Annotated in this window: 26 protein-coding genes, 1 tRNA gene and 1 other RNA gene; 16 read left to right on the top strand and 12 right to left on the bottom strand. The window is 57.3% G+C overall.

Annotated features, from left to right (window positions below):
• Positions 1–108 precede the first annotated feature (108 nt).
• From H6F57_RS09790 to H6F57_RS09800, 3 genes are all read right to left on the bottom strand, one after another.
• Entirely contained in the window at positions 109–354 is a 246-nt protein-coding gene (locus H6F57_RS09790; RefSeq protein WP_190630703.1) for a cupin, read from the bottom strand.
• Positions 355–417: 63 nt separating this feature from the next.
• On the bottom strand, positions 418–633 hold the full coding sequence (locus H6F57_RS09795) for a hypothetical protein (RefSeq protein WP_073608737.1): 216 nt from the start codon (positions 631–633) through the stop codon (positions 418–420).
• Positions 634–923: 290 nt separating this feature from the next.
• Complete coding sequence (locus H6F57_RS09800; RefSeq protein WP_190630705.1) at positions 924–2,855, bottom strand: ABC transporter ATP-binding protein; 1,932 nt, start codon at positions 2,853–2,855, stop codon at positions 924–926.
• A 193-nt stretch (positions 2,856–3,048) separates the two neighbouring features.
• On the opposite strand from H6F57_RS09800, the gene H6F57_RS09805 reads away from it, so the two are divergent.
• The 6 genes from H6F57_RS09805 (at position 3,049) to H6F57_RS09830 (ending at position 9,542) form a co-directional block, all read left to right on the top strand.
• On the top strand, positions 3,049–4,101 hold the full coding sequence (locus tag H6F57_RS09805) for a hemolysin family protein (RefSeq protein WP_190630707.1): 1,053 nt from the start codon (positions 3,049–3,051) through the stop codon (positions 4,099–4,101).
• 596 nt (positions 4,102–4,697) lie between these two features.
• On the top strand, positions 4,698–5,603 hold the full coding sequence (locus tag H6F57_RS09810) for a DUF4922 domain-containing protein (RefSeq protein WP_190630709.1): 906 nt from the start codon (positions 4,698–4,700) through the stop codon (positions 5,601–5,603).
• A 136-nt stretch (positions 5,604–5,739) separates the two neighbouring features.
• Positions 5,740–6,588 carry an SPFH domain-containing protein gene (locus H6F57_RS09815; protein WP_190630710.1) on the top strand — a complete coding sequence of 283 codons (849 nt, stop codon included), beginning with the start codon at positions 5,740–5,742 and terminating at the stop codon, positions 6,586–6,588.
• 57 nt (positions 6,589–6,645) lie between these two features.
• Positions 6,646–7,740, top strand: a complete 1,095-nt coding sequence (gene rlmN, locus H6F57_RS09820; protein ID WP_242025019.1) for a 23S rRNA (adenine(2503)-C(2))-methyltransferase RlmN — start codon at positions 6,646–6,648, stop codon at positions 7,738–7,740.
• A gap of 142 nt (positions 7,741–7,882) precedes the next feature.
• Entirely contained in the window at positions 7,883–8,635 is a 753-nt protein-coding gene (locus H6F57_RS09825; protein ID WP_190630712.1) for a lysophospholipid acyltransferase family protein, read from the top strand.
• 76 nt (positions 8,636–8,711) lie between these two features.
• On the top strand, positions 8,712–9,542 hold the full coding sequence (locus tag H6F57_RS09830) for an alpha/beta fold hydrolase (RefSeq protein WP_190630713.1): 831 nt from the start codon (positions 8,712–8,714) through the stop codon (positions 9,540–9,542).
• A 24-nt stretch (positions 9,543–9,566) separates the two neighbouring features.
• On the opposite strand, the gene H6F57_RS09835 is transcribed toward H6F57_RS09830, so the two are convergent.
• Both H6F57_RS09835 and H6F57_RS09840 read right to left on the bottom strand, forming a co-directional pair.
• Positions 9,567–10,430 (bottom strand): metallophosphoesterase, encoded by an 864-nt coding sequence (locus H6F57_RS09835; RefSeq protein ID WP_190630715.1) that lies wholly within the window; start codon positions 10,428–10,430, stop codon positions 9,567–9,569.
• Between the two features lie 127 nt (positions 10,431–10,557).
• Entirely contained in the window at positions 10,558–11,370 is an 813-nt protein-coding gene (locus tag H6F57_RS09840) for a TSUP family transporter (RefSeq protein ID WP_190630717.1), read from the bottom strand.
• Between the two features lie 196 nt (positions 11,371–11,566).
• Between H6F57_RS09840 and H6F57_RS09845 the strand changes: the two genes are divergently transcribed.
• On the top strand, positions 11,567–11,956 hold the full coding sequence (locus H6F57_RS09845) for a hypothetical protein (RefSeq protein WP_190630718.1): 390 nt from the start codon (positions 11,567–11,569) through the stop codon (positions 11,954–11,956).
• Between the two features lie 98 nt (positions 11,957–12,054).
• On the opposite strand, the gene H6F57_RS09850 is transcribed toward H6F57_RS09845, so the two are convergent.
• The 3 genes from H6F57_RS09850 to ssrS form a co-directional block, all read right to left on the bottom strand.
• Entirely contained in the window at positions 12,055–13,338 is a 1,284-nt protein-coding gene (locus tag H6F57_RS09850; protein ID WP_190630720.1) for an insulinase family protein, read from the bottom strand.
• Positions 13,339–13,453: 115 nt separating this feature from the next.
• Complete coding sequence (locus H6F57_RS09855; RefSeq protein ID WP_190630722.1) at positions 13,454–14,707, bottom strand: pitrilysin family protein; 1,254 nt, start codon at positions 14,705–14,707, stop codon at positions 13,454–13,456.
• Between the two features lie 468 nt (positions 14,708–15,175).
• Positions 15,176–15,359: non-coding RNA, 6S RNA (ssrS, locus tag H6F57_RS09860), on the bottom strand.
• Positions 15,360–15,495: 136 nt separating this feature from the next.
• On the opposite strand from ssrS, the gene minC reads away from it, so the two are divergent.
• From minC to argJ, 5 genes are all read left to right on the top strand, one after another.
• The gene (gene minC / locus H6F57_RS09865) at positions 15,496–16,452 is read left to right on the top strand and encodes a septum site-determining protein MinC (RefSeq protein ID WP_190630724.1); all 957 of its coding nucleotides are present in this window, start codon (positions 15,496–15,498) and stop codon (positions 16,450–16,452) included.
• An 80-nt stretch (positions 16,453–16,532) separates the two neighbouring features.
• Entirely contained in the window at positions 16,533–17,330 is a 798-nt protein-coding gene (gene minD / locus H6F57_RS09870; RefSeq protein WP_190630726.1) for a septum site-determining protein MinD, read from the top strand.
• A 53-nt stretch (positions 17,331–17,383) separates the two neighbouring features.
• Positions 17,384–17,860, top strand: coding sequence for a cell division topological specificity factor MinE (minE, locus tag H6F57_RS09875; RefSeq protein WP_190630728.1), 477 nt, complete (start codon positions 17,384–17,386; stop codon positions 17,858–17,860).
• Positions 17,853–18,257, top strand: a complete 405-nt coding sequence (locus tag H6F57_RS09880) for a ferredoxin (protein WP_190630729.1) — start codon at positions 17,853–17,855, stop codon at positions 18,255–18,257. The genes minE and H6F57_RS09880 overlap by 8 nt, the downstream gene beginning before the upstream one ends.
• A gap of 94 nt (positions 18,258–18,351) precedes the next feature.
• Complete coding sequence (gene argJ / locus H6F57_RS09885) at positions 18,352–19,593, top strand: bifunctional ornithine acetyltransferase/N-acetylglutamate synthase (RefSeq protein ID WP_190630731.1); 1,242 nt, start codon at positions 18,352–18,354, stop codon at positions 19,591–19,593.
• A 70-nt stretch (positions 19,594–19,663) separates the two neighbouring features.
• Here argJ and H6F57_RS09890 read toward each other — a convergent pair whose 3' ends face one another.
• A complete protein-coding gene (locus H6F57_RS09890; RefSeq protein WP_190630733.1) occupies positions 19,664–20,896 on the bottom strand; it encodes a DUF3095 domain-containing protein in 1,233 nt (410 codons plus the stop codon).
• A gap of 263 nt (positions 20,897–21,159) precedes the next feature.
• Here H6F57_RS09890 and H6F57_RS09895 point away from each other — a divergent pair.
• Positions 21,160–21,231 (top strand) — tRNA-Gln (locus H6F57_RS09895).
• Positions 21,232–21,238: 7 nt separating this feature from the next.
• Here H6F57_RS09895 and H6F57_RS09900 read toward each other — a convergent pair.
• Both H6F57_RS09900 and H6F57_RS09905 read right to left on the bottom strand, forming a co-directional pair.
• The gene (locus H6F57_RS09900; protein WP_190630736.1) at positions 21,239–21,484 is read right to left on the bottom strand and encodes a gas vesicle protein GvpG; all 246 of its coding nucleotides are present in this window, start codon (positions 21,482–21,484) and stop codon (positions 21,239–21,241) included.
• 23 nt (positions 21,485–21,507) lie between these two features.
• A complete protein-coding gene (locus tag H6F57_RS09905) occupies positions 21,508–22,242 on the bottom strand; it encodes a GvpL/GvpF family gas vesicle protein (protein WP_190630738.1) in 735 nt (244 codons plus the stop codon).
• A 312-nt stretch (positions 22,243–22,554) separates the two neighbouring features.
• Here H6F57_RS09905 and H6F57_RS09910 point away from each other — a divergent pair, with 312 nt between their 5' ends.
• Positions 22,555–24,279 carry an ABC transporter substrate-binding protein gene (locus tag H6F57_RS09910; protein ID WP_347279965.1) on the top strand — a complete coding sequence of 575 codons (1,725 nt, stop codon included), beginning with the start codon at positions 22,555–22,557 and terminating at the stop codon, positions 24,277–24,279.
• A gap of 51 nt (positions 24,280–24,330) precedes the next feature.
• On the opposite strand, the gene H6F57_RS09915 is transcribed toward H6F57_RS09910, so the two are convergent.
• Complete coding sequence (locus H6F57_RS09915; protein ID WP_190630742.1) at positions 24,331–24,471, bottom strand: hypothetical protein; 141 nt, start codon at positions 24,469–24,471, stop codon at positions 24,331–24,333.
• A gap of 25 nt (positions 24,472–24,496) precedes the next feature.
• On the opposite strand from H6F57_RS09915, the gene H6F57_RS09920 reads away from it, so the two are divergent.
• Together H6F57_RS09920 and H6F57_RS09925 are read left to right on the top strand one after the other, a co-directional pair.
• Positions 24,497–25,012, top strand: coding sequence for a winged helix-turn-helix domain-containing protein (locus tag H6F57_RS09920; protein ID WP_190630744.1), 516 nt, complete (start codon positions 24,497–24,499; stop codon positions 25,010–25,012).
• Positions 24,960–25,556 (top strand): IS630 family transposase, encoded by a 597-nt coding sequence (locus H6F57_RS09925; protein WP_190630746.1) that lies wholly within the window; start codon positions 24,960–24,962, stop codon positions 25,554–25,556. The genes H6F57_RS09920 and H6F57_RS09925 overlap by 53 nt, the downstream gene beginning before the upstream one ends.
• Positions 25,557–25,714 lie beyond the last annotated feature (158 nt).

Genomic DNA, 25,714 nt, shown 5'->3' on the forward strand with positions numbered 1-25,714 from the left:
AATCGCGGCAATCGCTTTCTGGCGCAGGTCAAGGCTGTAGGGAGCTGGCATCACAATACTCCTCTCGATATCCTGTCATTTTGCCTGACCGAACCCTTATACGGATCGCTATATCAGCACGTAATCTCCCGGCCCCATCGCTAAAAAAGCGCCATCCTCATAGGTGAGGGTGGCGCTTCCCTGTAGCAGGACAACCCACTCATCTTGGCTTTGGTCGTACCACTCGTTGGGGGGCGTTGTCTGCCCGATCGAGAGAATGCGCTCAACCCGCAGCTGGGGTGTTTCAAACAGGGCGGTGAACGCTTCCGCCGTGGGCAGCTGAAACAGATTGCCGGATGCTGGCACAGGGGGCATAGCGGACCGGTACAGCCCTAGCTAATCGAACAGCTATCTTGGTCGCAGCGGACCGGTACAGCCCTAGCTAATCGAACAGCTATCTTGGTCGCAGGTGACTTTAGAGGCCACCGCACTCTCGGGTACCACAGTGAACCCACCCACGCTAACGCCCTCAACCCCGTACTGCTCTCGCAGCACTTGATTAAAGCTGGCAATAATTTCTGGCAGCTGCTGCTCGAGCACAGAGCGCACCTGATCAGCCTCGGGGGGTGGGCTGCCAACGGTTTCTACAGGCATAGGTTCAAATGAGTAAGGTATGGCCTCATTGTAGGGTGGCTAGAAATGCCCAACCTCGTTTGCTTCACGGCTCTACATATAGAGGTGAGTTTTCTAGACTTGTCTTTGTCCTGACCTAGCATTCACTTATAGCAACTTAGCCGTCCAACAAGGCGGCTTAGCCATGCATTGAGAAACTGGCTTTCAGGCATTGAGGGACTGGGGCGATAGGCAAAACTCTCTGCTATGTATTGAGAATGCCCCCGGTGCCTTTGGCCGGGACCCTGACTCAATTGGAAAGGTGCAATAAGCTACGCCACCGTAGCCCGATCGCGCTGCAATTCCTGAATGCGATCTAAGCTACCCACTGGAATGGCACTGATCAGCGCCTGGGTGTAGGGGGTCTGGGGCTGGCGGTAGACCTGCTCGGCGGGGCCAATTTCTTCGACCCGGCCCTGGTTCATCACCATAATGCGATCGCTCATAAATTTCACCACTGCCAGATCGTGGGAAATAAAGATGTAGGTGAGGTCAAACTCTGCTTGAATCTCCTTCAGCAGGTTGAGCACCTGGGCCTGCACCGACACATCCAGCGCCGACACTGACTCGTCGCAGATGATGAACTTGGGGTTGAGGGCTAGGGCGCGGGCAATGCACACCCGCTGGCGCTGCCCGCCCGAAAATTCGTGGGGATAGCGATTCATGCAGCTGGCGGGCAGACCGACGCGATCGAGCAGGTAAGACACCCGCTCCCGCTGGTTGCGTTTGCTTTTGATCACGCCGTGAATTTTGAGCGGTTCAGCGATCGCCGCCCCAATGCTCATCCTTGGATCTAAAGAACTGTAGGGGTCTTGAAACACAATCTGCATGTCGCGCCGCAGCTGCCGCAGCGGTGACGAGCCCAGCCCCAGCACGTCACGCCCCTCAAACCAGATTTTGCCGCCCATCGCGGGCACCAGCCGCAGCAGCGCCCGGCCCAGGGTGGTTTTGCCGCAGCCCGACTCACCCACCAGGCCAAAGGTTTCACCCTTCTGAATTTGAAACGACACATCCTGCACCGCCATCACGTGGCTGCGGGTTTTGCCAAAGATGCCTCGCACCGGGTAGCCCACCTGGAGGTTTTCTACTGCCAGCAGGGGGCCATTGGCCGCCAGGGCTGCCGCCCGCGTCGTCAGTTCCTTCTCCGTCAGGGGGGCAAAGCGGGCTTGGGCCTCGGCGTCGAGCACCCGCTCACGAATGACGGGGGTCGCCGCCACCGGCAGACCGCCATTAGCGGCAGCGGCGTTAATCTCGGTGCCCGCCAGCTCCACAGACATAAAGTCGGCCACCGTAGGCAACAGCCGCAGCCGCTGGTTCGGCTGCGGGCGGCAGGCCAGCAAGCCCTTGGTGTAAGGGTGCTGGGGCTGGGCAAAGATATCCCACACTGGGCCAGCTTCAACAATTTTGCCCTGGTACATCACCGCCACCTGGTCGGCGATCTCGGCAATAATGCCCAGATCATGGGTAATGAAAATCAGCGACATGCCGCGGCGATCGCGCAGTTCGCGCAGCAGGTCGAGAATCGTCGCCTGCACCGTCACATCCAGCGCCGTGGTGGGCTCGTCGGCAATCAGCAGGGCCGGGTTGCAGGAAATCGCCATAGCAATCATCACCCGCTGAATCTGCCCCCCCGACAGCTCGTGGGGGTAGCGATCGAGAATGGCTTGCTGACGGCGATCGACCTCTTCCTTCAGCGATTCATCGTCGAGGTGCGGCTTTTCGGTTTTGATGAGGGTTGCCAGGGCAGCGTCGGTGGGCAGCAGTTTGACCTCCTGCAACCGGGCGATCGCCTGCTGACGAGCTGCCTCCTTTGAAATATTCTGGTGCTGACGAATCGCCTCCACCATTTGAAACCCCACGGTATACACCGGGTTCAGCGAGCTCATCGGCTCCTGAAAAATCATCGACACTTGACCACCCCGATAGGCCTGGAGCTGGGCCTCGCTCAGCGTAGCGAGATCTACCGGGGTGCCGTTGCCCGAGTTAAACCAAATTTCGCCATTGACCACCTTGCCTGGCGGGTTGGGCACCAGCCCCATCGCTGCCAGCGATGTCACCGACTTTCCCGACCCCGACTCGCCCACAATACCTAGGGTTTGCCCTCGCTGCACCTGAAACGAAATATCATTCACAGCCTGAATGAGCTGGCCATCGACCTCAAAGTGAACGGTGAGGCGCTTAACGTCGAGAATGATATCGCTCATGGGTTATTTACAGACAGACGATTCAGAACAGGGCATTCCTCCGCGCAGTTCCATCCAGAGTTAACCCAGAGCAAACCTCCAGTACAACACTGAATCGGCTACGAGAGAGTTTTGATTAATCTCGTCAATGGATCATAGTAGATGAATCATAACAGCGTCCCTCCTGCCGGTTTCGTTCGCCCCTAACTCACCCATGCTGACCCTCGCGATCGCCATTTTGTTCATGCTAACTGGCTCTGCCCTATGCTCCTGCAGCGAGGCGGCGCTGCTATCAGTGCCCGTCCTCAAGGCCCAACAGCTAGCTGAGTCTAAGAAACCTGCTGCCATCACTCTCTTGGCCATTCGCCGAAAGATCAACCGGCCCATTGCCACTATTGTGATCCTCAACAACCTGTTCAACATTGTGGGCAGCGTTTTGATTGGGGGCATTGCTGCCACAGTGTTTAACGACGCTCTATTGGGAATATTTACCGGTGTGCTAACCCTGCTGGTGATTCTATTTGGCGAAATTTTCCCAAAAATCATAGGAGAACGCTACGCCATTCCCATTGCTCTGACTGTCGCCACCCCAGTACGGTGGATAACTTGGCTGTTTATTCCTATCGTGCTGCTGCTGGAGAAAGCTACCGCTCCCCTTGTGGGCGACGGCAAGCGCCCCAGCACCGATGAGGCCGAGATTAAGCTGTTGGCCACCATCGGCCACCAAGAAGGCATCATCGAAGCCGACGAAGCCGAGATGATTTTGCGGGTGTTTCGCCTCAACGACATGAAGTCGGTCAACATCATGACCCCCCGGGTAGCCGTCACCCACCTGCCTGGTGACCTGACTATTGCCGAAGCCGAGGCTCAAATTCTCAACTCCCAGCACAGCCGCATTCTGATCAGCGACAACGACATCGACCGGATTCTGGGGCTAGTGCTCAAAAACGAGCTGCTTACCGCCTTAATTGGCGGCCAGGGACACCAGTTGCTCAGCCAGGTAGCGCGCCCGGTGCGCTTCGTAGCCGAGGCCGAACGGGCCGACAAGCTGCTGCAAGACTTTCAAACCGCCCGTGAGCACCTAGCCGTGGTGGTCGATGAATATGGTGGTGTGTCGGGCGTGGTTACCCTTGAAGACGTGCTAGAGGTGCTGACTGGCGAAATCGTCGATGAAACCGATCGCAGCATTGACCTACAAAAGCTGGCCCGCCAGCGCGGCCGACAAATCTTAAGCACCCGCGGCTTCAACGACCCTTCCGAAAGCTAGACTCATCCCAGTCCTCTGGGTTTAACACCGACTTTTGCCGCGCGATTTACGTCAGAATGCACCTGACCTATATTCTTTAGGCAGAACAAAAAGGCTGCTTCAGACCCTTAACAAATAAGCATCTTTCAAGGGAATTTTCACTAAAAGTATTGGCCATTAGCCCACTGTTAACTATCGTTTCGTCGGTGGGAATCAACCCATTCAAGGACTATATTGAATGTGGAGCCGGTAAGGCTCCCCTGGCAGATAAAACAGCCAAAAGTCAACCCAGAAAAAGGAGTGAAACGCTGTTAACTTTACATCTGTCTCGTTTAAACGACAACACCCAACGCTCCAACAACCCTTCCTTCAGTAGCAAATGGGAGTTTTAAGCACGACAAATTTATCCTCGTTTGAGGCATAAGTCTTGTCTCTTATCTCCACGAAAGCTCAACCTAAAACAGGAAGTTCTTTGGTCAAGAGAATGGGTGTTGTTGTTTTAAAAGAAATCAATTTTAAAAAGATTTTTTGGACGCTTTCTGTAACCTGATCACGGTGCTGCTTAGGCAACGGTTTGCTACAGTCGGGAAGGCAACCCTCTCCCCATTTCCTTCCCTATGGAGCATTCCCCCGAGGTCGAGCTAGCGCCCGGTGCCCTCTGGAGCAAAATTCAGCAGCAGACGCTCCACGCCCAGCGCTGTGGTGCCCTTCAGCCCATCGACACCCGCTACGAGTTTTTAGAGCAGGAGGGCATGCGGTTTTTGGTCAGAATTTTGGCCAACCTGGCCCGCAAAGAAAAAGCTGACCTGGCCCAGCAGAGCCAGCAGCGGCTGGGTAAGCCCGCCAATCCTTTTTTGCCCTACGACCCAGACCTGTTTGTGGCCAACCTCTCGGCCACCCACCTGTGCTTACTGAATAAATACAACGTGGTCGATCACCACATTTTGATCGTCACCCGCGCCTATGAAGATCAAGATAGCTGGCTGACCCTGACCGACTTTGAGGCCCTAGCCACCTGCATGGCCGGCATCGACGGGCTGGCATTTTATAACGGCGGTCGATTGGCAGGAGCGAGCCAGCCCCACAAACACCTTCAGATCGTGCCGCCGCCCCTCTGCCCCGATCGCAGCCCCCTACCCTTAGCAACCGTAATCGCTGACCTGGCCCTTAAGCCCAATGATTCCAACCCGGTGGTGTCTCCCCGACTGCCCTTTCACCACGCCATTGCGGCCCTCCGAGAGGGGGCCTCTCCAAGGGGCAAAACCCTGCTGGAAACCTACCTCGCCCTGCTGACTTACCTAGGAGTTGATTGGAGCCAGCCTCCCCAGGCGTTTCCCTACAATCTGTTGATTACCCGTGAGTGGATGATGGCGGTGGCCCGCCAGCAAGATCACTACCAGTCGATTCCAGTAAACTCGTTGGGGTTTGCGGGGTCACTGCTGGTTAAAAACCCGGAGCAGCTTGACCTGCTCAAAACCCTGGGCCCAATGACGGTGCTACAGCAGGTAGCCTGTCTGAGATAGCGAGGGGTAATGGAGTAAAGCTTTAAACCCTAAACCTTGAACCCGCTTAGCCGAGCAAATCGCTCACTTTAGCGAGAAATCAGTACACTGGTCAGTAGAACAGGCTTACTCAACTCTTTAGCTCCGGGAGCTGGCCGTGCCGTCAATCATTGGGATTCTGGCATTAATTATTATCGGCTACACCGTTGGCTCGGTGCGCATCATCAATCAAGGTACCGAAGCTCTGGTGGAGCGGTTGGGGCGTTACAACCGCAAACTCAAGCCGGGGTTGAACTTCATCGTGCCGGTGCTCGATTACATTGTGCTGCGCGACAGTGTACGCGAGCAGATTCTCGATGTGGCCAAGCAGGGGGCGATCACCAGAGACAACGTGTCGCTAGAAGTTGACGCGGTGGTGTACTGGCGCATCTTGGAGCTAGAGCTGACCTTTTATGCCATCGAAAACGTCGAACAGGCTATTCAAGAACTGGTCACAACTACCCTGCGATCGGAAATCGGCAAGATGGAGTTTGAAAAGACCTTTTCCTCTCGCGATGAGCTAAACCGGGCGCTGCTCTCCCAGCTCGATGAAGCTACCGAGCCTTGGGGAGTGAAGGTCACGCGGGTCGAAGTGCAGGAAATTATTCCCCCTGAAGAGGTGAGGCGCTCGATGCAGTTGCAGCAGGCGGCGGAGCTGAGAAGCCGGGCCATGGTGCTCGAAGCCCAGGGTGAACAAGAGGCCGCCATCAAGCGGGCCGAGGCTACGGTGCGATCGATTCAAATGCTCTCTCAGGCGTTGCAAAATCAGGGTGACACCTCCGAAATTTTGAACTATCTGTTGGCTCAGCGCTATGTAGAGGCTAACCAGAGACTTGGGGAGAGCGAAAACTCCAAAGTGGTCTTTATGGATCCTAAAATGTTGACTGAGGGTATAGTTGAGCTGATGCACACGGACACCGTCACCCCTAAGAAAGACTCTGACGATTTCCCCAGCCGTCGTCGGTAGCTGCCTTAGAGTCGTCAAAACATCGCTACCATAGAGGATTGTGCATTCCTTATGGATATGGCTGTTTCTCCCCTGTCTCCCACTGACTCGCCTCTCGTAGAGGCTGTTGCCCAGTCAACTCCTTCAGCCGAGGGAGAGTTGTCAACGCCTTTGCTAGGAAAATCTTTGGAGGAGCTGACCGAGTGGGTGCAGGCCCAGGGGCAGCCGGGCTATCGGGGCAAGCAGCTCTATCAGTGGATCTATCAGCAGGGGGCGCGATCGCTCCAAGACATCACTGTCTTTTCTAAAGCCTGGCGTCAAACCATGGCTCATATTGATTTGGGGCGCTCCACCCTGCACCATCGAGTGGTGGCCAGCGATGGCACCGTTAAGTATTTGCTTAAGCTAGCCGACGGTCAAATTATTGAAACTGTAGGCATTCCCTCGGCCAAGCGGCTGACGGTGTGCGTGTCGTCGCAGGTGGGCTGTCCCATGGCCTGTGACTTTTGCGCCACAGGCAAGGGTGGCTTTATGCGCAACCTGGCCACCCACGAAATTGTCGACCAGGTGCTCACGGTTCAAGAAGACTTTGGCCAGCGGGTCAGCCACATTGTGTTTATGGGCATGGGCGAACCGCTGCTAAATGCTGCCAACACCGTAGCCGCCATCCGTTGCCTCAACCGGGATGTGGGCATTGGCCAACGAGCTATGACTCTGTCCACGGTGGGGGTGCCGGGACGCATTCGCGCCCTGGCAGCGGAGCAGCTCCAGGTCACCCTGGCGGTGAGCCTGCACGCCTCGAACCAGGCCCAGCGCTTGCGGCTGATTCCCAGCGCTGGAGCTTACCCCTTAGAGGTGCTGCTGGATGAGTGTCGGGAGTATGTGCAGCTGACGGGTCGCCGGGTGACCTTTGAGTACATTCTGCTGGCGGGGCTCAACGACCAGCCCACCAATGCCGCCGAGCTGGCTCAGCACCTGCGCGGCTTTCAGAGCCACGTCAATTTGATTCCCTACAACCCCATTGATGAGGCTGACTATCAGCGCCCTAGCGAAGCGAGCATTCGCAACTTTGTCGCCGAGCTAGAGAATCGCAAAATTGCTGTCACTGTGCGCTACTCCCGCGGGTTAGAGGAAAACGCCGCCTGTGGGCAACTGCGCGCCTCCCGACGGTAGAGCTATATCGGTGGGGAGATCTCGCTCAAATCGGTGGGTTTCTACGCTTCTGAACGCTTGATAGTTTGTTAAGTTGTGATTTATAAGGTTTTGCTACCTGCTGCTAAAGGTGGCTAAGTTCTCTTCATCTTTGTAGGTTTGCATGGCCCTAGCTCCTCTACCACCACTAACATCTTTAACGGCCAACCCCCTGGATGTCTCTAACTGGCTGCTGACCCTGTCACAGGTGCGGATGTCAGTGCATGGGCAAGATCGCCTGCCGCCCCACCAGCCCATGGTGGTGGTGAGCAACCACCGCAGCATTATGGATGCGCCCCTGGTGATGAGCGCCGTGGGGCGGCCGGTGCGGTTTGCCTGCCATCACTACATGAGCCAGGTGCCCGGCCTACGCACGGTGATCAATGCCCTGGGTTGTCTCCCCCTGGATGCCCCTGACAAAGGTCAAACCGCCTTCTTTCGCCGAGCGAGGAAGGCACTTAAGGACGGGGAAGCGGTGGGCATTTTCCCGGAAGGGGCGGCCCCAATGGTGCATAAAACCACCCCCGATAATCTCAATACCTTTCATCGCGGGTTTGCCCAGCTGGCCCTGCGGGCACCGGTGGATGAACTGGCGATTGTGCCGGTGGCGATCGCCGCTCACCGCGAGACCAATAACTCGTTGATGCCCCTGCGGTTGTTTAGTCTGTTCGACTCTGCGGAGCCTCTGTTTCAGCAGCCGGGGTGGCATCCGGCGGTGTTTTACCACGAGGTGGATGTGATGATTGGTCGCCCAGTGCGGGTGGATGACCGGCTGCGATCGCACTACCGCAGCAAAGGCAAAGGCGCTTTGGCCTCAGAACTGACCCAGTGCTGTCAAGAGGAAGTTGCTATGCTACTCAAGCAGGGGTGTTACTAGGGTGCTTTTGGGGCCTCAATGGCTATAACTGTATTGGTCGGCTTGTTTTTAAGCCCGTTGTCACTCCTAAGTCTCCATGCCTGAACCTGCCATTCTTAAGCTCTATGCCCCCGTTGGTAAAAATCTCCAGCATCCCCTGTTTATTTATTTCCCCGGCATGGATGGCAGCGGCGAGTTATTTGAGCTCCAAAGCGCCGGTCTTAAATCCCACTTCGATATTCGCTGTCTGGTGATTCCGGGCGACGACATGTCGTCTTGGGAAGGCCTGGCCCACCAAGCGGTGCAGTTGATTCGTCAGGAAGCTGGAACTGCCCCGGTATATCTCTGCGGTGAGTCGTTTGGAGCCTGCTTAGCCCTGCGGGTGATCGCCCTGGCCCCAACCCTGGCCAGCCACTTGATCTTAATTAACTCCGCCTCGGCATTCCACCGCTTTCCATGGATGCATTGGGTGGCCAGCCTCACCCCCTGGGTCGCCCCACCTCTGTACCAAAGCTCAACCTTGACTAGCCTGCCGGTACTGGCCAACCTCAGCCGCATTGGGGAGGTCAGTCGCCAGGCGCTAATGCGGGCTATGGGTGGGGTTAGTCAGGCTAGCGCCGCGTGGCGGCTGTCACTGCTGTCGCAGTTTCGCCTAGAGTCCCTGCGCCTGCACCGGGTGACTGCGCCGACTCTGCTAGTGGCCTCCTTGGGCGATCGCCTCCTACCTTCTTTAGAAGAAGCCCAGCGCCTAGCCGCATTACTGCCCAACTCCCGCATCTATCCCCTGCCCCACAGCGGTCACGTCAGCCTGCTTGAAGACGGCGTTAATCTGGGGGCCATTATGGGAGCGGTGGGGTTTTTGCCCAAGGCTGCGATCGATCGGGAACCGGCGGCCGAAGAAATTGAGCGTGAACCGATCGCGTCCTAGTAAGCAGATAGGGAAAGCGAGTCTCTAAGCCTGTCCCTTGCATAGCGTCTCCCTCATCTCCCTCACCAACTCCACCACCGTCACCTCCGGCGGACACCCTAACCGCCCTGGCGCATAGCTCCCCAGGCCCCGGTTAACGTAGAGCTGATTTTGCCCTACGCAGTGCAGTCCTGAAACCCATTCCCAGTGGTGCACGATTTTGGAACGTTTGTGTTTGCGATTGCGTTTGAAATAGGGCAGCTTCGACAGCACCGACAGCTGCAGGGACTGCATAAGGGCAGACACAGGGCCAATGCCCGGCAGCACAATCTGCCCGCCGTGGGTATGGCCAGAGAGTTGCAGATCGACCCGCCAGGAAGCCAAAGGTTCTGCTGTGTCAGGGTTGTGGGAGAGCACCAGCCGGGGCTGAGTTGGGGATAGCGAGTCGAGCAGCGGAGCCGGGTGAAACTCTTGCGACCAAAAATCGGCCAGTCCTACCACCGGCAGATCGTCGCCCAGGGGATAGGCGATATCGTTCCACAGGGCACAGATACCGGCCTGCCGGAGCGCTCGCAGAATTGTCTTGCGCCCCTTTCGGGTAACGTTGTCGTGGTTGCCGAGCACTGCCACCGTGCCAAAACGGCTTTTAAGCTGGCTGAGGTAAGTCACCAGCTCAAAGATAGGGGCGGGATCTCGGGTCACATAGTCACCCGTTAAGGCAATTAGATCGGGGGCTAGATCATTGACGCGATCGATCGCCTGCTGCAATAGCCGAGGCGAGAGGCGCTGCCCATCGTAGTGAAAGTCAGAGAGGTGCACAATGCGGCAGCCCTCTAGCCGCTGGGGCAGATCGCGGATGGAGACAGTCACCGTTTCAACGGTCAGGGGGCCGGTTAGAAGAGGTCGCATGGGCAGTGAAGAGGGATCATTCGCACGCTAGCCCGTTTATCCGCTGGTTGCCATAGGCCTGAGATATTCTTCAGCGAGCTTTGTTAAACGTACTCAACACCACCACTGGCTTTGTGCTTTGGTCGAGCTAGGCAGAAAGAGCTGTGTAGCCGGCCCAGGCTTTGAAGAAGAAGTATCCAGACAGCAGCGCTAGCAGCAGGCGAAACATGACATTTACCGTCTGGTCAGGCAGGCGAGGCAGGTAGCGAGTGCTCACCTGCACCCCGATCGCCCCCGCCGCCCCCAAAATCAGGCCAGCAACTAGCAATACGTTGCCCGCCTGGGCATGCCACAGACAGGCCCACAGCCCGGTAATCACGATCGCCCCCAGGCTGGTCTGCACCGCTACCTTAATGGGCTCTTGCAGCAGCAAAATTTGCAGCGGCACCATCACCACGCCGCCCCCGACGCCAAACAGCCCGGCCAAAAAACCCGCCAGCCCGCCAATGCCTAAGCGATACACCGTGGGCGATACTGGCTGCGATCGCGTCTTTGGTAGGACAACGCCGCCATCTGTTTCGGTCTGCTGTGCCCGGCGAATGACCTGTTTTTTGATGCCAATTAGATAGATGTTGAGCAGCAGAAACAGGCCAAAAATTCCCAGCAGCGCATACTCGGGCAGGGCAGTAGCTAGCTCTTTGCCCAAGTAAGCGGTGACCAGGGCGGGCAACCCCAGCATGGCAACATTGCTGAGGTTGAGAAAGCCCATGCGCCAGTTTTGCACGCTGCCGACTAGGGCAATCAGGGCGATCGCCAGGGTGCTCGTCCCCACCGCCTGCACCCCCGATAGCCCCAGGGCCACCATCACCGGCACCATGACCGTGCCACCGCCAATGCCCAAAAAACCCGCCAGTATCCCGGCCAGCAGCCCCGCCAGAGCTAAAATTAATCCACTCCCCACGGCATCCTCCTTGGTGGCTCAGCTCTGAACTATATCTATAAATCGACGCATCGTCTCATCGTAATGATGTTTTTAATTAAGGCCTTGGCGGAAAATGTGGGGTCTTATCTAGCAGATCCGATACTCAATACAATAGGAGTTGTGCTGTCGCGCGCGGCTCTCTTACTGCTGTACACTCGCAAATTGGAGGAGTCTTATGAGCTATGAAACTGATCTTCTTGAAGTTAGAGAAACGTATCCGTTTGATAAGTGGAAAACTTACGCTGAAATTGGTGAAGCTGGCGAAGAGGGCTTAGAGCAGTACACAGAAGAAAATTGTGAGGCAGCAAAGCTCATCCTGGATACCTTGGTTTCTGATTTGGCTGCCTTGGGTGGAGACGCCCCCAAAGAAGATAAACTTCAAAAGTTTCAAGCTGCTGTTGAAGCACTCAATACGCTCAACGATGAAATAGATGACTCACTTATTGAGACAGGCGAACGAGAGGAATTGTGTGAGCTTTTCAATGTTATCGCTGTAAAAGCTGGCATAGACCCCAGTGAATACGGCGATGGAGAAGGGCCGACAGGTGAATGGCGAGATTGGTAGCAACCTCAAAGCATTAACCGCAGCACAACAAATCGCTACAGCCATAGCGAGCGGGTGAGTTCAGTTGTTAGATCGACAGTTGCGACTTGGAATTGAGCTTAAGCCTGGGCTTGGGCCACGGGAGCAACAAATTCCTCTGGCCCCAGCAGCGAAATGCAGGGAGTGTGGAAAAATTCTTGGGCAACGGCTTCGGCGTCGAGCACCGTCACCGCCGTGACCATGTCCTGAAACTGCTGGTCGTACTCGACCCCAAGCCCCAAAATTTCGTACCAGCCCAGCAGCTGAGCGATCTGGGCGTTGGTTTGCTTGCCCAGGGCGTATTGGCCCAGCAGCTTGTTTTTAGCCGCCTGTAGCTCCTCATCGGAGAGTACTGTCTCTTGCAGCCGTTCTACCTCAAAGCGCAGACCCTCTAGGGCTGTAGCCGTATTTTCGGGGGCGGTGCCAATGTAAGCGACAAACTGCGACAGCCCCAGGCGGGTGGGGTAAAAGGCCGATACATCGTAGGCCAGACCCCGCTTTTCGCGCAACTCTACAAACAGGCGGCTAGAAAGGCCATTGCCCAGGTAGGTGTTGATCAGCTTGAGGGCGGCGTAGGCAGGGTGCTTGACCGAGGCCGCTGGGTAGCCCACCATGACGATCGCCTGGTTGGTCTCCTGGGCCACCATTGAGCAGGTGGCGGCGGGGGTCACCGTAGGTAGGGTTAGGGCTGGGGGCGGCGTGGCCGGAGTCTGCCAATCGCCCAGGGTCTGCTCGACCTGGGCCTGAGCCACCTCAGGGCTAATGCGGCCCACAATCGTAACGACTACGTTGTCGGGGCGCATGTGCTGGCGATGGAAGTCGATCAAAGCCTGCTGGGTAATGGCCGCAACCGAGGCCTCGGTGCCAATACCGGGTAGGGCGTAGGGGTGCTCGCCGTACATGTCCTGGCGGAGGCGGTTGAAGGCAATGGTGAAGGGCTGCTCCTGCATTGAGCGAATCTGCTGGAGGGTGAGCCGCCGCTCTAGGTCGATTTCATCGAGGGGAAAGCTGGGCTGCCGCAGCAGGGTAGCGGCCAGGGCGAAGATTTCGGGAAAGTCGGCGGAGACGGTTTTGAGACTGATGACGCTGTAGTCGGCAGCGGCATCAGTGCCCAAGCTGGCCCCTACTGACTCAACGGTTTCGGCGATCGCCATTGATGAGAGCGTCTCAGTCCCCTTAGTCAGCAACCCCATCAAAAAGCTCACCAGTCCCGCCTGGTGAGGAGCCTCAAAGGCGCTCCCAGCTCGAATAAACAGCCGAGCGGAGACGATATCAGCGACGGGGTTTTCTAAAACAATCACCGTCAGGCCATTGGCTAAAACAGTGCGGTGCAGGCGCGGCGCTTGAAGAAGAGAAGCTGTCACAGGGCAAGAAGTAGGTTAACGAAACGAACAGGGAAGGTTTTGAAATGTCTTGAATTTGCTCAGGCCTAGGCGATCGCGGCGCTGGCCAGTCTAACTATAGTCTGCCCAGGCGGCATCAGGCTGGACGCAGAATAGTGGACACGTAGCGCAGAGGAGTGAGGTACTGAGCAGCTAGCTGGCGCAAGCGCTCCTCGGTGTAGCGCTTTAGGGTGGGGACATAGCTGAGACAGCGGTCGGCGTTGGCAATAGTGCCATAGTAGCCATAGAGACCCGCCAACTGCCCCGGAGCTTCGGTCGAAAAGGCGTAGTCATTGCACAGCAAGCGCTTGGCGCGGGCCAGTTCGGCATCGGTAATCGGTTTAGCCGCCAGTTCGCTAATGCGATCGCACACAATCGCCTCAACCCGGTCCACATCTTTGCCGTCGAGCCAGGCCTGAATGGTGAACAGGCTGCAATCGCGCTGGAGCGAGAACCCGGCGCTGATGTCTTGCACCAGCTGGCGGTCTTCCCGCAGCTCGCGCACCAGGCGAGACGAGCGCCCTTCTGCCAAAATGGCCGCCAGCAGGTCTAAGCCGTAGGCGGCTTCAAGCTGGTCGATGCCTGGGGCCAGCCAGGACAGACACAGGCGCGACTGCTCAAGGCGAGGCAGGTGCAGGGTCTCACGGCGCACCCCTGGCAGGGAGGGAATGGGCGCGATCGCCGCAGGCGGGCAAGAAGGTGGCGGCGCAAAGCCGCGAAAGGCGTGCTTTACCATGGCCACCGTGGGCTCTAGGGGAATGCCGCCCGCAATCACCACCGTCATGTTGTCGGGCTGGTAGTGGGCCTGGTGAAAGCAGCGCATCTCTTCGGGCGATCGCTGCTGCAAAATTTCTGCTGTGCCCAGCACCGAGCGACCGTAGGGATGGTCTTGGTATACCAGCTCCGACATCGCCTGGTAGCCCAGCCAGTCGGGGTCATCCTGGGCCTGGCGGATTTCTTCGAGCACTACCTGCCGCTCACGGCCAAACTCATCGGCGGGAATCGCCGCGTGCAGCAGTAGATCGGCCAGGTAGGGCAAGGTCTGCGACAGCATGTCGGCCGCAATGGTGATGTAAAAATGAGCGTAGTCGTGGCTGGTGGCAGCGTTGGTCATGCCGCCTTGGGTTTCGATCGCATAGTCAAACACCCCAGGTGGCAGCTGATCGGTGCCCTTAAAAATCATGTGCTCTAAAAAGTGGGCCATGCCTGCCCACTCCGCCGGTTCAGTAATGGCCCCAGCCTTCACCCACACATCGGCCACGACTACGGGCGTGGCCGCAATCTCCTGGTGGATTAGGGTCAGCCCGTTCTCCAAACGAATTACACTGGCGGGAAAATCAACCGAATTCAACGGTGCAGGCCCTACAAGAAACCACAAAGCCACCTGAAACTGATCTGCTAAGCTTTCGCAGTATCTGGATTTGAGGCTAGCTATGTTGTCAATACTAGCGCTCAAGTAAGCTAAATCACATTTTCTAAGATTGGGGGCGCAGGCAGTTCCTTACCGTGGTGAAATTCACCTCTGACCCGGCTAGATTGCCCGCTTTTATATCAACCCAAGGCGTCAGAGATTAGTCGGTTGGGCGAAACGCAGTGAAACCCAACAGCGATAGGCCTTTTGACGGTCTGCGATCGCACTCCCTATCCCATAAATTCAATCTGGCCAGACACTCAGTTTTCTGCTGAAGGCGTTGTCCTTACCCTGATCCTAACCATGAGACGATTTAGAGTGCCTCGACGCCCAGGACATTCCTTCAAAGCTCTCGACAAAGACAATTCCCCCATCTACAAGAGACAGGGGAATTTCAAAAATCTTGAAGGCCTCACCGCAACGCCGTCTTACCTCAGTTTCCGACCTGGGAAAACCAGGGGGGTGCCGTGGCATTTGGCTTAAAGTTTCCGAGTACAAGCTCGGTTTACTGCCGCCGGTGCAACTTGGCTCCCGTTCGGAACAAACATAGATCGACAAACATTGTTGGTAGTCACCAACGCCGTAGTGAGACCTCCTCTACTATAACCAACAGCCCGGGACAAACCGCAAGGGGAAAACCGACCTTGACCGACCCGCCATCTCTACCCCCGTGATCTAATATGGCAGCACCGGGCTTGGCCCAGTATTTTCAACCTCCGCAAACCCCTATGGTTCCTGACGACTCTGCTTCCCTGGCTATAACCGAGGCTGTCGCCGACCCGGATATGCCCTCGGTCGATGCCTCTATTGCGGCACTTTCGGATATGCCTGAGGCCGCTGCCCAAACCAATTCAGAGGTTTCGGACGCCCCCGAGGTTGCGGTGGCCGCTGCTCCCCCAGTGCCGGCCCCGCCGATTGACCCCCGCACCCAGCTACGACTGCGCAACGACGGCGATCGCCTGGTACTGATGATGCCCAACGGCCCCCAGGTCGAGGCTGAAGGCGGTGCCCTGTCCTGGGGAGAGCTGTTGCAGCACTTTAAGCAGCGGCTGAATGGCGGTGAACCCTTTTGGCAGCCCAATACGACGGTGCACTTGGCCGCCCGCGATCGCCTGCTCGATGCTCGCCAGCTCCAGGCTTTAGACGAAATTCTCACCGCCGCCCAGCTCACCCTCAAGCGGGTTGCTACCAGCCGCCGCCAGACCGCTATGGCCGCCGTGGCCGCCGGCTACTCCGTTGACCAGCTCGAAGCCGAAGATACCCTGGTGCAGTCACCTCCTGCCCCCGGCAAGCCCCTGGCCGAACCGCTGTACCTGCAAACCACCCTGCGGGGCGGGGTCGAGATTCGCCATCCCGGCACCATCGTTGTAATGGGGGATGTCAACCCTGGCAGTTCACTGGTGGCGGAGGGCGACATTTTGGTGTGGGGGCGGCTGCGGGGGATGGCTCACGCGGGGTCAGGGGGCGATCGCAGTCGCTGCATCATGGCCCTGCAAATGCACCCTACCCAGCTGCGCCTGGCCGATCTGGTGGCTCGTGCCCCCGATGGCCCCACTGGGGACTACTTGCCCGAGGTGGCCTATGCGGGCGACAACGGCATCCGCATCGCCCAGGCCCAGGCCTTTGCCCGCCAGCACTTCAACGCCACCCTAGAGCAGGGAGCACAGCCGACCGATGCGTTTTAGGTTTGCACCGGCCACCATGGCGTATTATTAACGGTTGTTTCGTCGGGTAGTTGGTTCTTTAAGGAAAGTTGGGTTCGGCCATGACTCGCATTATCGTAATGACCTCGGGCAAAGGGGGCGTCGGCAAGAGCACCTGCACCGCCAACCTGGGCATGGCCCTGGCCCAGCGCAACCAGCGGGTCGCTGTCGTCGATGCCGACTTTGGCCTGCGCAACCTCGACCTACTACTGGGTCTCGAGAATCGCATTGTCTACACCGCTCTCGACGTGCTGGCGGGCGACTGCACGGTGGAAAAAGCCTTGGTCAAAGACAAGCGCCAGCCTACCCTCGGCCTGCTGGCGGCAGCCCAAAACCGCAACAAAGAGGCGATCACTCCCGAGCAAATGAAGCAGCTGGTAGCCGGGTTAGCCCCCAGTAATGACTTTATTTTGATCGACTGCCCAGCGGGGATTGAGATGGGGTTTCAGAATGCGATCGCCCCGGCCAAAGAGGCGATCGTCGTCACCACCCCCGAAATTTCTGCTGTGCGCGACGCCGACCGGGTCATCGGCCTACTCGAAGCCAACGATGTGAAGTTCACCAAGCTACTGATCAACCGCATCAAGCCCAAGATGGTGCAAGAAGACCAGATGATGTCAGTGCGCGATGTGCTCGACATTCTCGCTGTGCCCCTGCTGGGCGTGGTGCCCGACGACGAACGGGTGATTGTTTCCTCTAACCGGGGCGAGCCCTTGGTGCTCGACAAACAGCTCTCCTTAGCTGGGGTCGCCTTTAACAACGTGGCTCGCCGCCTGCTGGGCGAAGAGGTGCCCCTCATCGACCTCAATGCCACCCACGACGACTTGTTCAGCCGCCTGCGCCGCTTCTTTCGGGGCTAGGGCCGTTTACTCCCACGGTGTTTAATGTTTTCTCTACCTAGCCGCCAGTGCCGATGCTAAGTGAACTTCTCGATAGGCTGTTTAACCGCAACCGCACCCTGACCCCCAGAGCCGAGGTCAAGCAGCGGCTACAGTTTGTGCTGGCCCACGATCGCGCCGACCTCACCCCCGAAGTGGTCGAAAAAATGCGTAAAGAGATTCTTGCAGTGGTCTCTCGCTACGTCGAGCTTGACCAAGAGCATTTAGAATTTACCCTCGAAAGCGACCAGCGCATGACGGCACTAATTGCCAACCTACCCATTCGGCGGGTGCGCCCTGAGATACCTCTGGTCGAAGCGGTTGTTCCTGCTGCTGCGCCTGAATTGGCTGCCGAACCTGCCCCTGCGTCCGAGGCCACTGCCGCCAGCGTTGAGTCTCCTGAAGTTGAGCCAGCCAAAACTGAACCCGAAAAGGCTGTAGAACCCGCAGCATCCGCCGAATCCCCAGCGGACACAGACCCTACCAAACCTGATGCTACCCCCGATGAGTAACGCTCCCGACACCTGTGCTTCCCTAGCCACCTGTGTCGAGGCTTTAGCGCTCAACACCATTCAGCGCCACGTTTTCATTTGTGCCGACCAGACTAAACCCAAGTGCTGCGACAAAGCCGAGAGCATCGTCGCCTGGGACTACTTAAAGAATCGGTTGAAAGAATTAGGGTTAGATCGGCCCACGGCAGAGCGCCCGACCTCTGTCTTTCGCACCAAGGCCAACTGTTTGCGGGTTTGCCACAAAGGACCGATCTTGCTGGTCTACCCCGACGGCATCTGGTACCACAGCGCTACCCCAACAGTGATCGAGCGGATCATTCAAGAACACCTGATCGGTGGCCAGGTCGTCGAAGAATTTGCGTTTCTGGAGCATCCTTTAACTGTTGCTGAGGATTAAGTCAGCGATTGAGGATCTCCAGGGCCTTGAGCGCCAGAATCATCCCTACAGAAGCTTGGTATAATCCCCGGCAGACCTATGGGGTAACAACAGCATGGCAGACTGGCGGGTGATTGAGGGGGGCATTACGGCACCCAAAGGATTCCAGGCGGCGGGGATTACCGCAGGGCTCAAACCCTCTGGTGCGCCTGATTTGGCTTTAATTTACTCGGACTGTGAGGCGATCGCCGCTGGAGTATTCACAACCAGCTACGTACGCGCCGCCTGCGTTGACTACTGCCGCCAGCGCCTTGAAGCCCGCCCTAGCGCCCGCGCCATTCTCATCAACGCGGGTCAGGCCAACGCCTGCACCGGCAACCAGGGCTGGGTCGATACGGTCGAAAGCGCTGCCTCCCTGGGCTCTGCCCTCAACCTGCCCCCCGAAGCTGTGCTGATTGCCTCTACCGGGGTGATTGGTCAGCGTATCAAAATGGAACAGCTTAAAGCGGGGATTCCCAAACTGGTCGAAAGTCTGTCGCCTGAAGGCTCTGATGCTGCCGCTGGGGCAATTGTTACCACCGACCTGGTGACCAAATCGGTGGCAATGGAAACCACTATTCACGATCGCCCCGTGCGCATTGGCGGCATCGCCAAGGGCTCGGGCATGATTCACCCCAACATGGCCACCATGCTGGCCTTTGTCACCTGTGATGCCACCGTGTCGCCCACCTTGTGGCAAGACATGCTGCGCCGCGCTGCCGATCGCAGCTTCAACCAAATCACTGTGGATGGCGACAGCAGCACCAACGACACCCTAATCGCTTTGGCCAATGGCGAATCGCGCACTCCCGCTATCACCGACGAAGGGGCCGAGGCCGACCAGCTAGAGGCCATGCTCACTGCCGTTTGCCAGTACCTGGCTAAGTGCGTGGCCCGCGACGGTGAAGGGGCCACCTGCTTGATCGAAGTTACCGTCACCGGAGCCGTTACCTCCGCTGCCGCCGGTCAGGTGGCCAAGACCATTGCTGGGTCATCCCTGGTAAAGGCGGCCATCTTTGGCCACGACCCCAACTGGGGCCGCATTGCTGCCGCCGCTGGCCGAGCCGGAGTTACCTTCGACCAGAGCGACCTGCGGGTGCAGCTGGGCGAGTTTTTGCTGATGGAGCACGGCCAGCCCCTAGACTTCGATCGCCCTGCCGCCAGCGCCTACCTGACAGCAGCTACCCAGGGTGACTACCTCAAAACCGACACCGTCGCCATTGGGGTCAGCATTGGCGATGGCTCCGGCAGCGGCCAGGCCTGGGGCTGCGACCTGAGCTACGACTATGTCAAAATCAACGCTGAATACACCACCTAGCAGCCTGTGGTTACTGTCTTTGCCAGGAATACTCTTAAGGCGCGGCCTGAAAATACCCACGTGGTTATCCCTAAGTCTGCCGCGCCCTCTGCCCTAGCTGGCGGCGGCGGGCTAGGCGCGAGTAGGCCTGCCAGTTTTGGGCTTTGCCCTGAAGTTGAGCCTTGAGTTGCTGAGCAGCCAGGGCGTAACCGCCATCGGCTCCGTCGATCAGGTGAAAGTGGCGATCGCGTCGATCCATAATCAGGCAGGTCATTAGCGCGCGATCCGATACATGCACCCCATAGACTAAATGGCCCTTCGCCAAGCGGCTCTCTAGGTAGGCGACAATTTGATCGGTCTGAGCGGGGCTGCCAGCAATCACCATGCGCAGCATATCGTCAATTTTTTGGTAGTCAGAGGCGGCACGAACCGAGGCTTTGTAGCGACCCCAGTCAACCCCGCCTGCATCCACGTCAAACCCCATTAGGCCCAGACCCAGCAGGCTTTCTAAATAAGCGCGGGCCGTATAGGTAGCGCGATCGCCCCATTTCGCACTTTTGGCTCTAGCCTTGGCCTCGGCTCGCAGCCGCTTAGGGTTAATCGATAAATTGAGGGCCGATGGGGCCACGGGGTGGTAGCTTTCGCCTTCGCCGTAGATATCGCCAATAGTTTCTAGAATCTCTTGGTACAGGTACTCGTTGACGTAGCCACCGCTGGGCAGCGCCGCCACCATCAGGCTCAGGGTGTGGCCCTGAGGGCTGGGGATATCTTGCCAGCGGCACTCCAGCCCAGTCAGGTTAGTAACTGACCGATCGCCCGGCACCTCTAGCCGATAGGTCGCATCGGTTTTGATCAGTTCAGTGGCGTAGGTGAGGCCACCGCCGATAAAACTGGCCTGGCAGTAGCTGGGGCTAAGGCGAATTTTTGCCACCCGCACCGGGTGCTCAGGGGCAATCGCCGCCAGCGGCACCATGCCTACCCGCAAATCTAGCCCAAATGACTCGCAGGCCAGCGCCCGAGTGCCCAGCAGCGACTCCCGAGCCGCTTGCACTGCCGCCGGGGGCACCAGCAGCACCGCGCCGTCGCCCCCAAACACAAACGGAATTTCTAGGGGAGCCGTAGCGTTGAGCACCGCCATGATCGAGCTGGCCCCCACCACATTGACCTCTTTATACTGGCCTCGCGCGATCGACTGGGTCGAATCGACCACATCGGTAATCAACGCATACCAATCATCTGGGGCCTCAACGTAGTTTTGAGAGTTAGCTAATTCTAAAAATTGCTTGAGGGGCGGTAGGTCAGCGTAAAACGTGTCAGAAGACATGGAGAGAAAGCCTAAAAGCTGGCAGTAACGATGCGCTAAAAACCCCAGGTAAACTACCTGTTTCTACTATTGTGAAGCTCAAACTGTTGCCCTCGGAATGCCAGACGCAAGCTACACCATATCTTTGTGTACTATGCTCACACCTTGATCGGTAGAGGGAATGACCATGTCGCTTTGGATATAGGGCAGATTTTGGCTCTAAGTTTTTAGGTAATGTTGACAGTAGCGCCACTCAACCTGCTATATTATCAAAGCGAAAGCAATGGGGTGTCGCCAAGTGGTAAGGCACCGGGTTTTGGTCCCGGCATTCCTAGGTTCGAATCCTAGCACCCCAGTTTTAGATCACTCATCCTCGTCTTCCTCATCCTCAATGGCTTGGATAGCGAGGAGAATTTCCTCTTCCTGAATTTCAAAGTCTGCCTCAGCAACTTCCCCCATGTCGAAGGCAAGCTGGAGGGCCAATAGCTGTTTTTGCAGGCTTTGGAGGTCGTTGGTGGCCACATCGGCCTGCTCTAACAGTTTGTTGGCGACCCAGCTCACACCCTCAATGGGGCCAAGCACCGGGGCAAAGAGAAGTTTAAACAGCATAAGCGTTGGGGTTTGGGGAGCAGCTAGTTGAGCTGGGCGAAGTTGTAGGGAGCGGTGAAATTGTTATAGCGAATCCGCAGGCGATCGCCAAAGGTGCCATCGATCGCCTCCACCGCCTGACTAAATTCCCCCTCGCTCTCCCAAGGAATCAAGAAAGCGGCGTTGTAAATCATCACGTCGGTCTGGGGTGCGTTTTCAAGCACGTCTTTCGCCAGGGGAGCCAGCGCTTGGCAAAACTGGTCAACAATCCCCTGCTTACGCTCCTCTAGGGCTGCTTCAATCTGCTGGCCGATGAAAATCACCTGCTCCATACCCAACTGAGTACCCTCTAGCTGGTCTCGCTGAGCCCGTAGGTCAGCATTCTCGGCCATCATCATCTCCAGCTCGGTGGAAGGCTCCCACTGCACCTTAATGCTCACCTCCCGACAGTCGTTGAGCCGCCCAAACAATTGGGTCAAGTCTTCAGCATAGGGAGTCACCAAATCGTCTTGCACCTGCTCCCAGCTTTCGACAATCAGACCAAACTGCAGCGGCAGCAGCGTGCGGTGGCCCTGCTCCATGGCAGCTTCTAGCACCTTCTCGTGGCCCAACAGATTTTTGCGGCTCGACAGGTAGCGCTTTTGGCAGGCTAGAGAATAGAGAAAAGTAAAGTCGCCCAGTTGTTGAGTCTGCACCACCTGGTCGTCTAGGCCCATCAAGGGCAGCTCAGCGGGGCCAGGGGCCGGGAAAATACCGTAAAGATAGTAGCGATCAGCCATAGGAAAGTCTCTTGGGGGATGCGCCTAGGGTGCCCTAAACCCTGAGTATCTTCGACAGGGTAGGCGAGAGCTACTAGGGCAGTTGGGCCACCGCTCCTATAGTCGGTTCAGCGCTTGGGGAAAAACTGCGCTTAGGGTCATCCCAATTCAAACGGCAGCGGATGCAAATCTCTAGGGGTAACTCGCTATAGTGTGTGAGGCATTGTCTTGGCGGGTTAGGAGGTCACAACCATGACAACGGCATCGCGTACAACCCTAAGTTGGCTCAACCTTGGCACGTGGCGCAGTCAGGTCAGGCGACTTGCGGCCCTGATGCTAGTAATTTTGGTTGGTATAGCCAGTGGCGGCTGCGACCCGACTCGGTTTGCCCAAGCCAGTGCCGATGTGCCTCGCCTAGTGCTGAGCGCCCTGAGCGACCCCAAGACCTTCAACCCCATTCTCAGCCAGGAGTCGCCCAACATTTTTGGGTTGACCTTTGAGGGGCTGACCACCACTGATGGCGTTAGCGGCGAAACCGTCCCCGCCCTAGCCGAAAGCTGGGAGATCTCCGACGACGGCACCGTCTTGGTGTTTACGCTGCGCGACGGGCTGCGCTGGTCTGACGGTGAACCCCTCACCGTAGACGACGTGGTCTTTACCTACGATGTGCTGTTCAATCCAGCCATCCCTACCAACAGCCGCGACGGATTTCGCATTGGCACCGAAGGGCGCTTTCCTCAGGTCAGCAAGGTGGATGAGCGCCGGGTACAGTTTACACTGCCCGAGCCGTTTGCCCCCATGCTGCAAAACACGTCCCTAGAAGTTATTCCAGCCCATATTTTGCGGCCCACGGTAGAGGGCACCGATGGCCAGGGCAACCCACTGTTTCTTTCGACCTGGGGCACCGACACAGCCCCAGGCAAAATTGTGGGCAATGGTCCCTACCGCTTAGCTCAATATATTTCCGGGGAGCGACTGGTCTTTGAGCGCAACCCCTACTACTGGCAAAAAGACGACCAGGGCAACCAACAGCCCTACATCGAGCAGATTGTCTGGCAGATTGTCGGCTCTACCGATACGGCTTTCTTTCAGTTTCGCTCGGGCGGGTTAGACCTAGAGAGCGTGCAGCCCGACTTTTTCTCGCTGCTCAAGCGCGAAGAAGAGCGCGGCGATTTCACCATCTACAATGGCGGCCCTGGCCTGGGCACCAACTTTTTTGCCTTTAACCTCAACCGCGCCAGCCGCAACGGCAAGCCTTTGGTCAACCCGGTGAAGTCGGCCTGGTTCAACAGCGTAGCGTTTCGTCAGGCGGTCTCCTACGCCATCGATCGCCAGACCATGGTGAACAACATTTTCCAGGGCTTGGGGCAGCCTCAGACCTCACCCATCTCGGTGCCCAGCCCCTTCTTTGCCCCGCCTGAGATGGGCATTCGCACCTACGACTATGACCTTGAGAAAGCAAAGCAGATGCTGCTGGCCGACGGGTTTCAGTACAACGCCGCCAACCACCTGCTCGATGCCGGGGGCAACCGGGTGCGCTTCACGCTGATCACGAACTCCGGCAACAAAATTCGCGAATCGATTGGGGCGCAGATTAAGAATGACCTGGCTAAGCTAGGCATTCAGGTCGATTTTCAGCCACTAGCCTTTAACTCGCTAGTCGATCGCCTCACCGACAGCCTGGAATGGGAGGCACTGGTGCTGGGCCTAACGGGCGGCACAGAACCCAATGGTGGTGCTAATGTATGGCTTCTCGACGGTGCCCTCCACGCGTTTAACCAGAACGCTGGCCCAGGTCAAGACCCGCTGGAGGGCTGGCAGGCCGCCGACTGGGAGCGCCGCATTGCCGATCTCTATGTACAGGCTGCTCAGGTAATTGACGAAGATGAGCGCTTTGAGCTGTACAAAGAAACCCAGCGGCTCACCCAGGAATACCTGCCGTTTATGTACTTGATCAACAACCTATCGCTCACCGCTGTGCGCAACCGGGTACAGGGGGTTAAATTTACCGCCCTCGGCGGCGCTCTTTGGAACATCCATGAACTAACCGTTGAGTAGGCTGTCCCTTGGGTTCTGGACAACGATGCCCTCTCGCGTAGGATATGTGGCTCAGTAGCGATCGAGCAGTAGGCTGACCTCGGCCTCCAAGGTCATGCCTGCCATGGCGGTTAGCTCTGCCCGCCGCACCGCCAAGTAGGTTTGGGCTAGCGGTGCGCCCAGAGCATCTAATACCAAATCCGACTTGTACACCTCTGAAACAGTGTAGGGTTGTGGGATGCCTAGACCCCTCTATCTCGAACCTCATTTTTCAGCCGAGGAGCTTAAAGCGCGATATCGCGCTAGCGGTGACCCGGTTGAGTCTCGACGATGGCATCTGCTGTGGCTCGTTCACACGCAAACGACCCTGACAGATGCCGCTAAAGCCGTGGGCTTGAACTATGACTACGCCCGAGCCGTCGTAAAAGACTACAACCGTGATGGTGCTGATGGCCTGCGCAATCGACGGAAAGACCAGCGACCCCAACAGTCTCGTAGTCTGCTCAACCCTGAGCAACTCAGGGAACTGGAGACTCGACTGCAATCACCTCCGGACGATGATGGGGTTTGGAGTGGGCCAAAGGTGGCCCAGGTCATCGCCGAAGTAACTGGGGTACCCAAAGTCTGGCCGCAGCGGGGGTGGGATTATCTCAAGCGGTTGGAGCAATCCCTGCAAGTGCCTCGTCCTCGGCATCGCAAAGGTGACCCTGAGGCCCAAGCGGTGTTTAAAAAAACTCTCTCAACGCAAGACTGACCTCGAGCAGCAGTATCCAGAGGCGCTGGTCGAAGCTTGGTCCGGTGATGAGCATCGCTTGGGCTTGAAACCGATTATCCGCAAAGTGTGGGCCAAAGTTGGGCAGCGACCGTTGGCCCTGGTTGACCCACGCTATGAGTGGACGTACCTTTATGGGTTTGTTCATCCCACGACAGGGGATGCCGAATGGCTCATTCTGCCTCGGGTGAATGGCGATTGGTTTAATCAAGCCCTCGCCACCTTTGCTAAGCAAGTCGGGGCAGGCCCTCATAAGCAAATCCTGTTGGTTATAGATGGAGCGGGATGGCACAACCGCAAAGACCTGGTGGTGCCGGACGGCATCCATCTAGAGGTATTGCCACCCTACTCACCCGAGTTGCAGCCCGCAGAACGGCTTTGGCGACTCGCCGATGAACCCTTAGTCAACCGCTGCTTTGATGCCCTCAGTGATCTCGAAGATGTCCTTGAGGCCCGCTGCCGCGCCCTCCTGTCGATGCAATCCGAGATTAAAGCCCTGACCCATTATCATTGGTGGCCCGCATGACAAACCTAATTATTTCGGGGGCATGCTATCCGGATTTGGTATAACCCCTCTTTAGTCACTATTGACGAAGTAAACTAAAGCTAAAAAGTATGGAAGAGGGCTGTATCTATGGTGACACCTCGACTTGCTGTCCGTACCGTGGGCTTCGTTGATGAGTA

The organism is Leptolyngbya sp. FACHB-60, assembly GCF_014695775.1.
GTDB lineage: Bacteria > Cyanobacteriota > Cyanobacteriia > Phormidesmidales > Phormidesmidaceae > Nodosilinea.

What these genes read in the sequence shown, in the direction of transcription:
- H6F57_RS09845 (WP_190630718.1), top strand. Translation starts at nt 11,567, where the DNA reads ATGAGCTATGAAACTGATCTTCTTGAAGTTAGAGAAACGTATCCGTTT.
- minE (WP_190630728.1), top strand. Translation starts at nt 17,384, where the DNA reads ATGCTAAGTGAACTTCTCGATAGGCTGTTTAACCGCAACCGCACCCTG.
- H6F57_RS09795 (WP_073608737.1), bottom strand. Translation starts at nt 633, where the DNA reads ATGCCTGTAGAAACCGTTGGCAGCCCACCCCCCGAGGCTGATCAGGTG.
- H6F57_RS09920 (WP_190630744.1), top strand. Translation starts at nt 24,497, where the DNA reads ATGCCTAGACCCCTCTATCTCGAACCTCATTTTTCAGCCGAGGAGCTT.
- H6F57_RS09910 (WP_347279965.1), top strand. Translation starts at nt 22,555, where the DNA reads ATGCTAGTAATTTTGGTTGGTATAGCCAGTGGCGGCTGCGACCCGACT.
- H6F57_RS09900 (WP_190630736.1), bottom strand. Translation starts at nt 21,484, where the DNA reads ATGCTGTTTAAACTTCTCTTTGCCCCGGTGCTTGGCCCCATTGAGGGT.
- H6F57_RS09890 (WP_190630733.1), bottom strand. Translation starts at nt 20,896, where the DNA reads ATGTCTTCTGACACGTTTTACGCTGACCTACCGCCCCTCAAGCAATTT.
- H6F57_RS09830 (WP_190630713.1), top strand. Translation starts at nt 8,712, where the DNA reads ATGCCTGAACCTGCCATTCTTAAGCTCTATGCCCCCGTTGGTAAAAAT.
- H6F57_RS09905 (WP_190630738.1), bottom strand. Translation starts at nt 22,242, where the DNA reads ATGGCTGATCGCTACTATCTTTACGGTATTTTCCCGGCCCCTGGCCCC.
- H6F57_RS09880 (WP_190630729.1), top strand. Translation starts at nt 17,853, where the DNA reads ATGAGTAACGCTCCCGACACCTGTGCTTCCCTAGCCACCTGTGTCGAG.
- H6F57_RS09835 (WP_190630715.1), bottom strand. Translation starts at nt 10,430, where the DNA reads ATGCGACCTCTTCTAACCGGCCCCCTGACCGTTGAAACGGTGACTGTC.
- minC (WP_190630724.1), top strand. Translation starts at nt 15,496, where the DNA reads ATGGTTCCTGACGACTCTGCTTCCCTGGCTATAACCGAGGCTGTCGCC.
- H6F57_RS09810 (WP_190630709.1), top strand. Translation starts at nt 4,698, where the DNA reads ATGGAGCATTCCCCCGAGGTCGAGCTAGCGCCCGGTGCCCTCTGGAGC.
- H6F57_RS09800 (WP_190630705.1), bottom strand. Translation starts at nt 2,855, where the DNA reads ATGAGCGATATCATTCTCGACGTTAAGCGCCTCACCGTTCACTTTGAG.
- H6F57_RS09825 (WP_190630712.1), top strand. Translation starts at nt 7,883, where the DNA reads ATGGCCCTAGCTCCTCTACCACCACTAACATCTTTAACGGCCAACCCC.
- H6F57_RS09805 (WP_190630707.1), top strand. Translation starts at nt 3,049, where the DNA reads ATGCTGACCCTCGCGATCGCCATTTTGTTCATGCTAACTGGCTCTGCC.
- argJ (WP_190630731.1), top strand. Translation starts at nt 18,352, where the DNA reads ATGGCAGACTGGCGGGTGATTGAGGGGGGCATTACGGCACCCAAAGGA.
- minD (WP_190630726.1), top strand. Translation starts at nt 16,533, where the DNA reads ATGACTCGCATTATCGTAATGACCTCGGGCAAAGGGGGCGTCGGCAAG.
- H6F57_RS09790 (WP_190630703.1), bottom strand. Translation starts at nt 354, where the DNA reads ATGCCCCCTGTGCCAGCATCCGGCAATCTGTTTCAGCTGCCCACGGCG.
- rlmN (WP_242025019.1), top strand. Translation starts at nt 6,646, where the DNA reads ATGGCTGTTTCTCCCCTGTCTCCCACTGACTCGCCTCTCGTAGAGGCT.